The following is a 13149-nucleotide window of genomic DNA, read 5'->3' as shown; positions in this document are numbered from 1 at the left end:
ACTTTGCTGAACTGTTGCTGGAAGACTACAAAGCCTCCCTGAAATATCTCAGCGACCACCCGAAACTGCAGGGTATTGCCCAGCAGAACAGCTTTAAACACACCTGATAACGTTTAACGGTAACGGTGTCCCGAAACGAAGCCGTTTCGGGACAATTTCCAAAGTCTGTTCACTGGCATTAGCAACGGAAAATATTGTTCTGAATACGCTTCAGAACAAAACAGGTGCGGTTCCGACAGGAATACCGTTTTAGGGGGATAATATGGCTACATCAGTACAGACAGGTAAAGCTAAGCAGCTCACATTACTCGGATTTTTTGCCATAACGGCATCGATGGTAATGGCTGTTTATGAATACCCTACCTTCGCAACATCGGGCTTTTCATTAGTCTTCTTCCTGCTATTAGGCGGGATTTTATGGTTTATTCCCGTGGGACTTTGTGCTGCGGAAATGGCTACCGTCGACGGCTGGGAAGAAGGTGGCGTCTTCGCCTGGGTATCAAATACTCTGGGGCCGAGATGGGGATTTGCAGCGATCTCATTTGGCTATCTGCAAATCGCCATTGGTTTTATTCCGATGCTCTATTTCGTGTTAGGAGCACTCTCCTACATCCTGAAATGGCCAGCGCTGAATGAAGACCCCATTACCAAAACTATTGCAGCACTCATCATTCTTTGGGCGCTGGCATTAACGCAGTTTGGTGGCACGAAATACACGGCGCGAATTGCTAAAGTTGGCTTCTTCGCCGGTATCCTGTTACCTGCATTTATTTTGATCGCATTAGCGGCTATTTATCTGCACTCCGGTGCCCCCGTTGCTATCGAAATGGATGCGAAGACCTTCTTCCCTGACTTCTCTAAAGTGGGCACCCTCGTTGTATTTGTTGCCTTCATTTTGAGTTATATGGGCGTTGAAGCTTCCGCAACCCACGTCAATGAAATGAGCAACCCCGGGCGCGACTATCCACTGGCTATGTTACTGCTGATGGTGGCGGCAATCTGCTTAAGCTCTGTTGGCGGTTTGTCTATTGCGATGGTCATTCCGGGTAATGAAATCAACCTCTCCGCAGGGGTAATGCAAACCTTTACCGTTCTGATGTCACATGTGGCACCGGAAATTGAGTGGACGGTTCGCGTGATCTCCGCACTGCTGTTGCTGGGTGTTCTGGCGGAAATCGCTTCCTGGATTGTTGGTCCTTCTCGCGGGATGTATGTCACAGCGCAGAAAAACCTGCTGCCAGCGGCATTCGCTAAAATGAACAAAAATGGCGTACCGGTAACGCTGGTCATTTCGCAGTTGGTGATTACTTCTATCGCGTTGATCATCCTCACCAATACCGGTGGCGGTAACAACATGTCCTTCCTGATCGCACTGGCGCTGACGGTGGTGATTTATCTGTGTGCTTATTTCATGCTGTTTATTGGCTACATTGTGTTGGTTCTTAAACATCCTGACTTAAAACGCACATTTAATATCCCTGGTGGTAAAGGGGTGAAACTGGTCGTGGCTATTGTCGGTCTGCTGACTTCAATTATGGCGTTTATTGTTTCCTTCCTGCCGCCGGATAACATCCAGGGTGACTCTACCGATATGTATGTTGAATTACTGGTCGTTAGTTTCCTGGTGGTACTTGCCCTGCCCTTTATTCTCTATGCTGTTCATGATCGTAAAAGCAAAGCGAATACCGGCGTCACTCTGGAGCCAATCAACAGTCAGAACGCACCAAAAGGTCACTTCTTCCTGCACCCGCGTGCACGTTCACCACACTATATTGTGATGAATGACAAGAAACACTAACCATGTCTGAATGGTTATAAGACAAGGGAGCGATAATTCATCGCTCCCTTTTTCGTGCTTGTTGTCGTATTGACTTAACCGGGATAAGTACGAGAATGAGCGCACATCTGTTTACCGGAAACCAGCACATATGGATATCTGCTCCCGAAACGAGAAATTAGCGATTAGAAGACCAGCGATACTGGTTGCACTGGCACTTTTACTGTGTAGTTGTAAAAGCACGCCTCCAGAGTCCATGGTGACACCACCAGCGGGCTCAAAGCCACCAGCCACGACGCAACAATCGTCACAACCGATGCGTGGCATCTGGCTGGCCACGGTGTCTCGCCTCGACTGGCCACCGGTTTCCTCGGTTAACATTAGTAACCCCACCAGCCGGGCACGTGTACAACAACAGGCGATGATCGACAAACTGGATCATCTGCAACGTCTCGGCATAAACACGGTCTTTTTCCAGGTCAAGCCGGATGGTACTGCCCTGTGGCCATCGAAAATTTTGCCGTGGTCCGATCTTATGACCGGTAAGATTGGTGAAAATCCGGGTTACGATCCGCTGCAATTTATGCTCGACGAAGCCCACAAGCGTGGGATGAAAGTACACGCCTGGTTTAACCCCTATCGCGTATCGGTTAATACGAAGCCCGGTACTATCAGGGAACTGAATAGCACTCTGTCTCAACAACCGGCGAGCGTCTATGTGCAACACCGCGACTGGATCAGAACGTCCGGCGATCGCTTTGTCCTCGACCCGGGCATCCCTGAGGTTCAGGACTGGATCACATCAATAGTCGCGGAAGTGGTTTCCCGCTATCCAGTAGATGGCGTGCAGTTTGATGACTATTTCTATACTGAGTCACCAGGTTCACGGCTAAATGATAACGAAACGTACCGCAAATACGGCGGCGCATTTGCGTCAAAAGCAGACTGGCGGCGCAACAATACTCAGCAGTTAATTGCGAAGGTATCGCACACCATTAAAAGCATTAAGCCGGAAGTCGAATTTGGCGTTAGCCCGGCAGGCGTGTGGCGTAACCGATCACACGATCCGCTCGGTTCCGATACCCGAGGCGCGGCAGCCTATGACGAATCCTACGCTGATACCCGTCGATGGGTGGAACAAGGGTTGCTGGATTACATTGCTCCCCAAATTTACTGGCCATTCTCACGGAGTGCCGCGCGTTATGACGTGTTGGCAAAATGGTGGGCGGATGTCGTTAAACCGACCAGGACCCGCCTGTATATCGGTATCGCCTTCTATAAAGTAGGAGAACCTTCAAAGATAGAGCCAGACTGGATGATTAACGGCGGCGTACCAGAACTGAAAAAGCAGCTCGATCTTAACGATGCTGTGCCGGAAATTAGCGGCACAATCTTGTTCCGTGAGGACTATCTGAATAAACCGCAGACGCAACAAGCGGTCAGCTATCTGCAAAGTCGTTGGGGCAGTTAAACTCCCATTCTTACTTTGTAACAAGCCGGTGCTTTACCCACTGGCTTGTTACCCTCTTGAACTATCCCACTAGCAATCATGCTTAAATACGTCAAATTAACCACGCAATTAACCACACTTAGTTAAACAGCCATAATCCCCCTAATAAAAATGTATGAATATGAAAAAACATACGATATTCGCTGTCACCGAAAAATAATTACGATGGGCTATACTCTTCTGAAGAACAGTAGCGTAGATTGAAACTGTCCTAAGTCGCTTATTTCTTTTCAGTATATCTTCATATTTCAGGAGAATATGGTGCAGTTAGTCGATCCCGCACGTTGTGTTTGGTTGATTTTGGCCTGCGGTTTAACCATAAAGGTCGACATTATTTTAAAGCCGCAAACGGCGAGGATATTGCCCTCTCACTTTCCATCGGTGCCGCCATGTTTAATGGTCATCCTGACTATGAGCGCCTCATTCAAATAGCCGATGAAGCTCTGTATATCGCCAAAAGACGAGGTAGAAACCGTGTTGAACTCTGTAAAGCCAGTCTTTAGATGCGCCAGGATGCAGAGGTAATCATGAAGCTAACCGATGCGGATAATGCCGCCGATGGCATTTTTTTCCCCGCCCTTGAGCAAAATATGATGGGCGCGGTGTTAATTAACGAAAATGATGAAGTGATGTTTTTCAACCCCGCCGCAGAGAAGCTCTGGGGGTACAAACGTGAAGAAGTCATTGGCAATAACATTGATATGCTGATTCCGCGGGATTTGCGTCCTGCGCATCCTCAATACATTCGTCACAACCGTGAAGGTGGTAAAGCGCGCGTCGAGGGGATGAGTCGGGAGCTGCAGCTGGAGAAAAAAGACGGCAGTAAAATCTGGACCCGTTTTGCGCTATCGAAAGTGAGCGCCGAGGGGAAAGTTTATTACCTGGCGCTGGTACGGGATGCCAGCGTAGAAATGGCGCAAAAAGAACAGACCCGACAATTGATTATTGCCGTTGACCATCTCGACCGACCGGTGATTGTCCTCGATCCGGAACGCCATATTGTGCAGTGCAATCGCGCATTTACCGAAATGTTTGGTTACTGCATTAACGAAGCCAGCGGTATGCAGCCCGATACACTCCTGAACATTCCAGAATTCCCTGCTGATAACCGTATTCGTTTACAACAGTTGCTATGGAAAACCGCCCGCGATCAGGACGAATTTCTGCTGTTGACGCGCACCGGTGAAAAAATCTGGATTAAAGCCTCTATCAGCCCGGTTTATGACGTGCTCGCGCATCTGCAGAACCTGGTAATGACATTCTCGGATATCACCGAAGAAAGGCAAATCCGCCAGCTTGAAGGCAATATTCTCGCCGCCATGTGCAGCAGCCCCCCATTTCATGAAATGGGGGAAATCATTTGTCGTAACATCGAATCTGTTCTCAACGAATCGCATGTTTCGCTGTTCGCGCTGCGCAACGGGATGCCGATACACTGGGCGTCATCTTCGCACGGTGCAGAAGTTCAAAATGCGCAAAGCTGGTCAGCGACCATTCGTCAGCGCGATGGCGCGCCTGCGGGGATCCTGCAAATTAAAACCTCGTCAGGAGCAGAAACCAGCGCCTTTATCGAACGCGTGGCAGATATCAGCCAGCATATGGCCGCGCTGGCGCTGGAACAGGAAAAAAGCCGTCAGCATATTGAACAACTCATCCAATTTGATCCGATGACCGGTCTGCCAAATCGCAATAACCTGCACAATTACCTCGATGACCTGGTCGACAAAGCCGTCTCTCCGGTGGTGTATCTCATCGGTGTTGACCATATTCAGGATGTGATTGATAGCCTTGGCTATGCGTGGGCCGATCAGGCATTGCTGGAAGTGGTCAATCGCTTTCGTGAAAAACTCAAACCGGATCAGTATCTCTGTCGTATTGAAAGTGCGTCTTTTGTCCTCGTGAGCCTGGAAAACGATGTCAGTAACATTACCCAGATCGCCGATGAGCTACGGAATGTGGTCAGCAAGCCGATAATGATTGACGATAAACCATTCCCGCTCACCTTGAGCATTGGCATCAGCTACGACGAGGGTAAAAACCGCGATTACTTGCTCTCCACTGCTCACAATGCAATGGATTTTATTCGCAAAAATGGCGGTAACGGCTGGCAGTTCTTCAGCCCGGCGATGAACGAAATGGTAAAAGAGCGTTTGGTTTTAGGCGCAGCGCTAAAAGAAGCGATTAGCAATAACCAACTTAAACTGGTTTATCAGCCGCAAATCTTCGCAGAAACGGGTGAACTGTACGGCATCGAAGCCCTTGCTCGCTGGTACGATCCCCTGCATGGTCATGTGCCCCCTTCACGGTTTATTCCTCTCGCAGAAGAGATTGGTGAAATCGAAAATATTGGGCGCTGGGTCATCGCGGAAGCTTGCCGTCAGTTAGCAGAATGGCGTAGCCAGAATATTCATATCCCGGCGTTATCCGTTAACTTGTCTGCGCTGCACTTTCGCAGTAATCAGCTGCCTAATCAGGTATCTGATGCAATGCACGCCTGGGGTATTGACGGCCACCAGCTGACGGTGGAAATCACGGAAAGCATGATGATGGAACACGATACCGAAATCTTTAAGCGCATTCAGATCCTGCGCGATATGGGCATCGGTTTATCGGTAGATGATTTTGGTACAGGCTTTTCCGGATTATCCCGCTTAGTCAGTCTTCCGGTAACGGAAATCAAAATTGATAAAAGTTTTGTCGATCGTTGTCTGACCGAAAAACGCATCCTTGCCTTACTCGAAGCCATTACCAGCATTGGGCAAAGCCTCAATTTAACCGTCGTGGCTGAAGGCATCGAAACCAAAGAGCAATTTGAGATGCTACGCAAGATCCACTGTCGCGTTATTCAGGGATATTTCTTTTCCCGCCCCCTGCCCGCCGAAGAAATTCCAGGCTGGATGAGCAGCGTGTTACCGCTGAAAATCTGACAAATTCCTCTCGCCCGCACTCGCGGGTTTTTATTTAACGTGACACTGTCACTTAAATACTGTGATTTCCGCTACGTTTAGTTGGACAACGACAACGCATAGCCATGTCAGAACAATCCCTTCTCAGCCTGATGTGATTGTGCTGACGCATCAGGCATTCACGCGCCTGACGCGTCATCCGGCAACGCTTACGATTTCAACTGGTAATCCAGCGTAATTTCCGCTTTCAGTACCTGAGAAACCGGGCATCCTGCTTTTGCTTTCTGGATAATGCCGTCAAAGGTGGAGGCATCAATACCCGGCACCGCAACTTCGCTCTTCAGTGCGATTTTAGTAATCGCAAAACCGGCATCCACTTTATCCAGCGAGACATCGGCGGTGGTATCAATCGATGTTGGCGTGAATCCCGCTTCCCCCAGCATTAATGAAAGCGCCATTGAGAAACATGCGGCATGTGCTGCGCCAATCAGTTCTTCAGGGTTGGTTCCTTTTTCGCCTTCAAAACGCGTGTTAAATCCATACGGCTGTTGGTTCAGCACGCCGCTCTCAGTAGATACTGTTCCCTTCCCGCGTTTGATATCGCCTTCCCAGTGTGCCTGACCTTTCTTATGGATTGTCATTGTTGCTCTCCTGTGGGCTTAAAAAGGAAATTATAGACTACGTGAGAAACAGCACGAGGATAAGCAGGATAATCCGAATAAAATCCGGCGAAAATATAATTCCTGCACTTAAATTAAATTTCCACAATAGATAACCGGAAATATATAACTCAAGAGATATTGCATCAATATCAATCAACTCATCACAATAATAATACCTATCAATATCATGGAGTTAAAATATAAAAATCATCAACCAGGACTAATCTTAACAACGAAGCGGCAAATATTTGCCATGCTGAATGTGCTTTATAAATCTGCGATCCGTAGCAGACACCATAAATACACAGACACGGAGAATCACTATGTTTACTTATTATCAGGCAGAAAATTCAACAGCAGAACCCGCTCTGGTTAATGCCATTGAGCAAGGCCTTCGGGCAGAGCACGGTGTTGTCACTGAAGATGACATTCTCATGGAGCTGACCAAATGGGTGGAAGCTTCTGATAACGACATCCTCAGTGATATCTACCAGCAAACGATCAATTATGTGGTCAGTGGTCAGCACCCTACGCTTTAAGGTGCTATGCTTGATCGGCAACCTAATTTAGGGGTTTAGCACGTGTTTCTTCGCTACGGCGATGTTGTCCTTAAAACTAGCAACAGGATTGAGGAGTTAAAATGAAATCGAACCGTCAGGCACGTCATATTCTTGGACTGGACCATAAAATTTCTAACCAGCGCAAAATAGTTACCGAAGGTGACAAATCCAGCGTGGTAAATAATCCCACCGGCAGAAAACGCCCCGCTGAAAAGTAATTCATAACCATCAGTCCTCAATGACGATTAAACACCATTGCCTGCGCAATGGTGTTTTTGTTTTTATCTGCTTTATACTTGGTACTTGACGCCCTGGCGGTAATGCAAAGACGATAAAAGCCCCCAGGGATGGATATTCAAAAAAGAGTGAGTGACATGGAACCAAAAACAAAAAAACAGCGTTCGCTTTATATCCCTTACGCTGGCCCTGTATTGCTGGAATTTCCGTTGTTGAATAAAGGCAGCGCCTTCAGCATGGAAGAACGCCGTAACTTCAACCTGCTGGGGTTACTGCCGGAAGTGGTCGAAACCATCGAAGAACAAGCGGAACGAGCATGGATCCAGTATCAGGGATTCAAAACCGAAATCGACAAACACATCTACCTGCGTAACATCCAGGACACTAACGAAACCCTCTTCTACCGTCTGGTAAACAATCATCTTGATGAGATGATGCCAGTCATTTACACCCCAACCGTCGGCGCAGCCTGTGAGCGTTTTTCTGAGATCTACCGCCGTTCACGCGGTGTGTTTATCTCTTACCAGAACCGCCACAATATGGACGATATTCTGCAAAACGTACCAAACCATAATATCAAAGTGATTGTGGTGACTGACGGCGAACGTATTCTGGGGCTTGGTGACCAGGGCATCGGCGGGATGGGCATTCCGATCGGTAAACTGTCGCTCTATACCGCCTGTGGCGGCATCAGTCCGGCCTATACCCTTCCGGTGGTGCTGGATGTCGGCACCAACAACCAACAGCTGCTTAACGATCCGCTGTATATGGGCTGGCGTAATCCGCGTATCACTGACGACGAATACTATGAATTCGTTGATGAATTTATCCAGGCTGTGAAACAACGCTGGCCGGACGTACTGTTGCAGTTTGAAGACTTCGCACAAAAAAATGCGATGCCGTTACTTAACCGCTATCGCAATGAAATTTGTTCTTTTAACGATGACATTCAGGGCACCGCGGCGGTAACAGTCGGCACACTGATCGCAGCCAGCCGCGCGGCAGGCGGTCAGTTAAGCGAGAAAAAAATCGTCTTCCTTGGCGCAGGTTCAGCGGGATGCGGCATTGCCGAAATGATCATCGCCCAGACCCAGCGCGAAGGATTAAGCGAGGAAGCGGCGCGGCAGAAAGTCTTTATGGTCGATCGCTTTGGCCTGCTGACCGACAAGATGCCGAACCTGCTGCCTTTCCAGACCAAACTGGTGCAGAAGCGCGAAAATCTCAGTGACTGGGATACCGACAGCGATGTGCTGTCACTGCTGGATGTGGTGCGTAATGTAAAACCAGATATTCTGATTGGCGTCTCAGGACAGACCGGGCTGTTTACGGAAGAGATCATCCGTGAGATGCATAAACACTGTCCGCGTCCGATCGTGATGCCGCTGTCTAACCCGACTTCACGCGTGGAAGCCACACCGCAGGACATTATCGCCTGGACTGAAGGTAACGCGCTGGTCGCCACTGGCAGTCCGTTTAATCCAGTGGTATGGAAAGATAAAATCTACCCTATAGCCCAGTGCAACAACGCCTTTATTTTCCCGGGCATCGGGCTGGGTGTTATTGCTTCCGGCGCGTCACGTATCACCGATGAGATGCTGATGTCGGCAAGTGAAACGCTTGCTCAGTATTCGCCGCTGGTCCTGAACGGCGAAGGTCTGGTACTACCTGAACTGAAAGATATTCAGAAAGTCTCCCGCGCAATTGCCTTTGCGGTTGGCAAAATGGCGCAGCAGCAAGGCGTGGCGGTGAAAACGTCTGCCGAAGCTCTGCAACAGGCCATTGATGATAATTTCTGGCACGCCGAATACCGCGACTACCGCCGTACCTCCATCTAAGCCTGCGCCCGGTAGTGAAGGCTACCGGGCAATTTTCCTCTCCCTTTTTCAGATCTCATCCATACTGGGTAGTGGCGAATAAATCTCATTTGCCTCACCTGCTATGCAGAACATCATCCGAAAAGGAGGAACTATGAAGGCTGCAGTTGTTACGAAGGATCATCATGTTGACGTTACGGATAAAACACTGCGCTCACTGAAACATGGCGAAGCCCTGCTGAAAATGGAGTGTTGTGGTGTATGTCATACCGATCTTCATGTTAAGAATGGCGATTTTGGTGACAAAACCGGCGTGATTCTGGGACACGAAGGTATTGGTGTGGTGGCAGAAGTTGGCCCTGGTGTTACTTCATTAAAACCAGGCGATCGTGCCAGCGTGGCGTGGTTCTATGAAGGATGCGGTCATTGCGAATACTGTAACAGTGGTAACGAAACGCTCTGCCGTTCAGTTAAAAATGCCGGATACAGCGTTGATGGCGGGATGGCGGAAGAGTGCATCGTGGTCGCCGATTACGCGGTAAAAGTGCCAGATGGTCTGGACTCGGCGGCGGCCAGCAGCATTACCTGTGCGGGGGTCACTACCTACAAAGCCGTTAAGCTGTCAAAAATTCGTCCAGGACAGTGGATTGCTATCTACGGTCTTGGCGGTCTGGGTAACCTCGCCCTGCAATACGCGAAGAATGTCTTTAACGCCAAAGTGATCGCCATTGATGTCAATGATGAACAGTTAAAACTGGCAACCGAAATGGGTGCAGATTTAGCGATTAACTCACGCACCGAAGACGCCGCCAGAATTGTGCAGGAGAAAGCCGGTGGCGCTCACGCAGCGGTGGTGACAGCGGTAGCTAAAGCTGCGTTTAACTCGGCGGTGGATGCTGTCCGTGCAGGTGGTCGTGTCGTGGCTGTCGGTCTGCCGCCGGAGTCTATGAGCCTGGACATCCCACGGCTGGTGCTGGATGGTATTGAAGTGGTCGGTTCGCTGGTCGGCACGCGTCAGGATCTAACCGAAGCCTTCCAGTTTGCCGCCGAAGGCAAAGTGGTGCCGAAAGTCGCCCTGCGTCCGTTAGCGGACATCAACACCATCTTTACCGAGATGGAGGAAGGCAAAATCCGTGGCCGTATGGTGATTGATTTCCGTCGCTAAGAGGTCTTTGCTGCGACTGCCATGTTCGGGTCGCAGCCTGTTTTGCGAGACGCTTTCCGCAATTTCACTCTTCTTCTTTTCCTCCCCCATCTTTCCCCTCACAATTCGCGAAAACGTAGCGAAATTTGTTGCGCTGTACGGAACAATAGTGATAGTGTTCCTTTCGAGGGAACAAGGATGAAGAGATGATAATGAATTTCAGACACAAGGGATTGCGTGACTTGTTTCTTCTCGGCAAAACCTCCGGCGTTATACCGACGCAAGTCAAACGATTACGCCACCGACTCGCTGTGATTGATGCAGCATGCTGTCTTGCTGATATCGATATGCCCGGTTACCGACTACATCCGTTAAGCGGCGATCGCGATGGAATTTGGGCGATATCTGTCTCGGGCAACTGGCGAATCACATTTGAATTCGTCAATGGCGATGCATACATACTGGATTACGAGGACTATCACTGATGAAAATGGCCAATCATCCCCGCCCGGGGGACATTATTCAGGAATCACTGGACGAACTTAATGTCAGCCTGCGCGAGTTTGCCAGAGCAATGGAAATTGCGCCCTCAACGGCAAGCCGATTGCTGACCGGAAAAGCAGCTTTGACGCCAGAAATGGCAATAAAACTTTCCGTGGTGATCGGCAGTTCGCCGCAAATGTGGCTGAATCTGCAAAATGCCTGGAGTCTGGCAGAGGCAGAAAAAACAGTGGATGTGTCGCGACTGCGCCGTCTGGTTACGCAATAAAAAAATGGCACCTTATAAAGCGCCATTTGAAACTGATGACAAACGCAACATTGCCCGATGCGCTACGCTTATCAGGCCTACACGTTCACTGCAATCTATTGGATTTGAACGGTTTGTAGGCCGGATAAGGCGTTCACGCCGCATCCGGCATGAACAAAGTGCACGTTGTCTACAATAAAAAAATGGCGCCTTTTACAGCGCCATTTTCAGCTTAAAGCTCAAAAGAGATTATAACCCTTCTTCACTCTCTTTTTTCGCTTCTGCCTTCTCGATTTCACGATACCAGCGCGGATGGTGTTTCTTCGCCCAGCGACGGCTCACCTTCCCTTCGATCATCCCTTTAATCGATCCTTTCACCCAGAATGCCATATACATATGGATCAGGATGGCGTGGATCAGGATGATACCCGCAGCCGCATGGATCAGCAGGCTATAACGGACAACCTGTATCGGGAAGTACTGCGCAAAGTACGGACGCCAGATAATCACCCCGGTCACCAGCAGCACGAAAATCATGCTCATGATTGACCAGAACATCATCTTTTGCCCGGCGTTGTACTTACCGACATCCGCCACTTTGTGCTCATTGCCTTTTAATACTTCGACAATGTTCAACAGCCACGGAATATCTTTCTTATCCGGGATGTTGTGATGCACAAAACGCACAAACATAAACATCAGCGCGACGAAAATCGCAATGCCGAAGAACGGGTGCAAAATGCGTCCCATCTGCGGCGTACCGAAGGTTTGCGTCAGCCATTGCAGCGTCGGGAAGAAGAACGAAATCCCGGACAGCGCCACCAGGAAGAAGCAAATCACCACGGTCCAGTGACAGGCGCGATCAATAAATTTGGTGCGCACAATCATTTTCGACTTACTCATGATTTCCCTCCTCGTCATCGTCCACTTCCTTATTCGGGCCAATACCGATGTAGTGGAAAATCAACCCGGCAAAAGTGGCAATAAAGCCAGCCGCTGCCAGCGGTTTCAACGCGCCTTTCCACAGGCTTACCGAGGTATCGATCTTCGGATCTTTCGGCAGACCATGATACAGCTCCGGCTGATCGGCATGATGCAGCACGTACATAACGTGTGTACCACCGACCCCTTCCGGGTTGTAGACGCCAGCATGTTCGTAACCACGCGCTTTCAGTTTCGCTACGCGCTGTTCCGCCAGCTCCAGCATCTCCTTCTTGGTGCCGAAGTGGATAGCCCCGGTCGGACAGGTTTTCACACAAGCCGGTTCCTGGCCGACGCTGACGCGATCGACGCAGAGCGTGCATTTATATACCCGGTTATCCTCTTTGTTGAGGCGCGGAATATTAAACGGACACCCGGCAATGCAGTAACCACAGCCGATGCAATTTTCCGACTGGAAATCGACAATCCCGTTAGCGTACTGAATGATTGCACCAGCAGACGGGCACGCCTTCAGGCAGCCCGGATCTTCACAGTGCATACAGCCGTCTTTACGGATCAGCCACTCCAGCTTGCCGTTCTGTTCGGTTTCGCTAAAGCGCATCACCGTCCAGGACTTGGCGCTCAGATCGGCGGGGTTATCGTAAACCCCGACGCAGTGCCCCACTTCATCACGGATGTCGTTCCACTCCGAACACGCCACCTGACAGGCTTTACAGCCGATACAGGTGGAAACGTCGATAAGTTTCGCTACTTCTGCTTTGTAATCACGCACCTGAGAAGGCGGCGTGATGGAGTTAGTTGCGGACCTTTTGATAATGTCCTGCGTTTCCATAGCCATCTGTTCGCCCC

The 13149-nt window shown here is 49.6% G+C and carries 13 protein-coding genes and 1 pseudogene; 11 read left to right on the top strand and 3 right to left on the bottom strand.

Annotation, left to right across the window (positions count from 1 at the left end; translation table 11 throughout):
* From ACJHYO_RS20815 to dosP, 5 genes and pseudogenes are all read left to right on the top strand, one after another.
* A partial coding sequence (locus tag ACJHYO_RS20815) for a hypothetical protein (protein WP_000385218.1) occupies positions 1–107 on the top strand: 107 nt, incomplete at its 5' end.
* Positions 108–262: 155 nt separating this feature from the next.
* On the top strand, positions 263–1798 hold the full coding sequence (gene gadC / locus ACJHYO_RS20810; RefSeq protein WP_000246011.1) for an acid resistance gamma-aminobutyrate antiporter GadC: 1536 nt from the start codon (positions 263–265) through the stop codon (positions 1796–1798).
* A gap of 130 nt (positions 1799–1928) precedes the next feature.
* A complete protein-coding gene (locus ACJHYO_RS20805) occupies positions 1929–3248 on the top strand; it encodes a family 10 glycosylhydrolase (RefSeq protein WP_000350355.1) in 1320 nt (439 codons plus the stop codon).
* Positions 3249–3625: 377 nt separating this feature from the next.
* Positions 3626–3790, top strand: a pseudogene (locus ACJHYO_RS20800) (diguanylate cyclase domain-containing protein); the annotation flags it as partial.
* A 24-nt stretch (positions 3791–3814) separates the two neighbouring features.
* Complete coding sequence (dosP, locus tag ACJHYO_RS20795) at positions 3815–6214, top strand: oxygen-sensing cyclic-di-GMP phosphodiesterase DosP (protein ID WP_410232567.1); 2400 nt, start codon at positions 3815–3817, stop codon at positions 6212–6214.
* 188 nt (positions 6215–6402) lie between these two features.
* Here the strand turns inward: dosP and osmC are convergent, their stop codons facing one another.
* The gene (osmC, locus tag ACJHYO_RS20790) at positions 6403–6834 is read right to left on the bottom strand and encodes a peroxiredoxin OsmC (RefSeq protein WP_000152305.1); all 432 of its coding nucleotides are present in this window, start codon (positions 6832–6834) and stop codon (positions 6403–6405) included.
* Positions 6835–7178: 344 nt separating this feature from the next.
* On the opposite strand from osmC, the gene bdm reads away from it, so the two are divergent.
* The 6 genes from bdm to ACJHYO_RS20760 all read left to right on the top strand — a co-directional run bounded on the left by bdm (position 7179) and on the right by ACJHYO_RS20760 (position 11379).
* Entirely contained in the window at positions 7179–7394 is a 216-nt protein-coding gene (bdm, locus tag ACJHYO_RS20785; protein WP_000495766.1) for a biofilm-dependent modulation protein, read from the top strand.
* Between the two features lie 101 nt (positions 7395–7495).
* On the top strand, positions 7496–7633 hold the full coding sequence (gene sra / locus ACJHYO_RS20780) for a stationary-phase-induced ribosome-associated protein (protein WP_000841554.1): 138 nt from the start codon (positions 7496–7498) through the stop codon (positions 7631–7633).
* Positions 7634–7789: 156 nt separating this feature from the next.
* The gene (gene maeA, locus ACJHYO_RS20775) at positions 7790–9487 is read left to right on the top strand and encodes a malate dehydrogenase (RefSeq protein WP_000433462.1); all 1698 of its coding nucleotides are present in this window, start codon (positions 7790–7792) and stop codon (positions 9485–9487) included.
* A 133-nt stretch (positions 9488–9620) separates the two neighbouring features.
* On the top strand, positions 9621–10631 hold the full coding sequence (gene adhP, locus ACJHYO_RS20770) for an alcohol dehydrogenase AdhP (protein ID WP_000642412.1): 1011 nt from the start codon (positions 9621–9623) through the stop codon (positions 10629–10631).
* A 185-nt stretch (positions 10632–10816) separates the two neighbouring features.
* Entirely contained in the window at positions 10817–11095 is a 279-nt protein-coding gene (locus tag ACJHYO_RS20765; RefSeq protein WP_000605675.1) for a type II toxin-antitoxin system RelE/ParE family toxin, read from the top strand.
* Positions 11095–11379: a HigA family addiction module antitoxin gene (locus ACJHYO_RS20760; RefSeq protein WP_000781370.1), complete on the top strand. Its 285-nt coding sequence runs from the start codon at positions 11095–11097 to the stop codon at positions 11377–11379. Before ACJHYO_RS20765 ends, ACJHYO_RS20760 begins: the two co-directional genes overlap by 1 nt.
* Positions 11380–11607: 228 nt before the next feature.
* Here the strand turns inward: ACJHYO_RS20760 and fdnI are convergent, their stop codons facing one another.
* Both fdnI and fdnH read right to left on the bottom strand, forming a co-directional pair.
* Entirely contained in the window at positions 11608–12261 is a 654-nt protein-coding gene (gene fdnI / locus ACJHYO_RS20755; protein WP_000045647.1) for a formate dehydrogenase-N subunit gamma, read from the bottom strand.
* Positions 12254–13138, bottom strand: coding sequence for a formate dehydrogenase N subunit beta (gene fdnH / locus ACJHYO_RS20750; protein ID WP_001240584.1), 885 nt, complete (start codon positions 13136–13138; stop codon positions 12254–12256). Before fdnH ends, fdnI begins: the two co-directional genes overlap by 8 nt.
* Positions 13139–13149 lie beyond the last annotated feature (11 nt).

This window comes from Escherichia sp. WS1118, assembly GCF_046487695.1.
Lineage (GTDB): Bacteria > Pseudomonadota > Gammaproteobacteria > Enterobacterales > Enterobacteriaceae > Escherichia > Escherichia coli.
Note: the sequence above shows the minus strand (reverse complement) of the source record. Positions and strands in the feature narration are given on the sequence as shown.

Excerpts from the sequence above, each read along its gene's own strand:
- osmC (WP_000152305.1), bottom strand. The coding sequence starts at position 6,834 with ATGACAATCCATAAGAAAGGTCAGGCACACTGGGAAGGCGATATCAAA.
- maeA (WP_000433462.1), top strand. The coding sequence starts at position 7,790 with ATGGAACCAAAAACAAAAAAACAGCGTTCGCTTTATATCCCTTACGCT.
- gadC (WP_000246011.1), top strand. The coding sequence starts at position 263 with ATGGCTACATCAGTACAGACAGGTAAAGCTAAGCAGCTCACATTACTC.
- ACJHYO_RS20765 (WP_000605675.1), top strand. The coding sequence starts at position 10,817 with ATGATAATGAATTTCAGACACAAGGGATTGCGTGACTTGTTTCTTCTC.
- fdnH (WP_001240584.1), bottom strand. The coding sequence starts at position 13,138 with ATGGCTATGGAAACGCAGGACATTATCAAAAGGTCCGCAACTAACTCC.
- ACJHYO_RS20760 (WP_000781370.1), top strand. The coding sequence starts at position 11,095 with ATGAAAATGGCCAATCATCCCCGCCCGGGGGACATTATTCAGGAATCA.
- dosP (WP_410232567.1), top strand. The coding sequence starts at position 3,815 with ATGAAGCTAACCGATGCGGATAATGCCGCCGATGGCATTTTTTTCCCC.
- sra (WP_000841554.1), top strand. The coding sequence starts at position 7,496 with ATGAAATCGAACCGTCAGGCACGTCATATTCTTGGACTGGACCATAAA.
- adhP (WP_000642412.1), top strand. The coding sequence starts at position 9,621 with ATGAAGGCTGCAGTTGTTACGAAGGATCATCATGTTGACGTTACGGAT.
- bdm (WP_000495766.1), top strand. The coding sequence starts at position 7,179 with ATGTTTACTTATTATCAGGCAGAAAATTCAACAGCAGAACCCGCTCTG.
- fdnI (WP_000045647.1), bottom strand. The coding sequence starts at position 12,261 with ATGAGTAAGTCGAAAATGATTGTGCGCACCAAATTTATTGATCGCGCC.
- ACJHYO_RS20805 (WP_000350355.1), top strand. The coding sequence starts at position 1,929 with ATGGATATCTGCTCCCGAAACGAGAAATTAGCGATTAGAAGACCAGCG.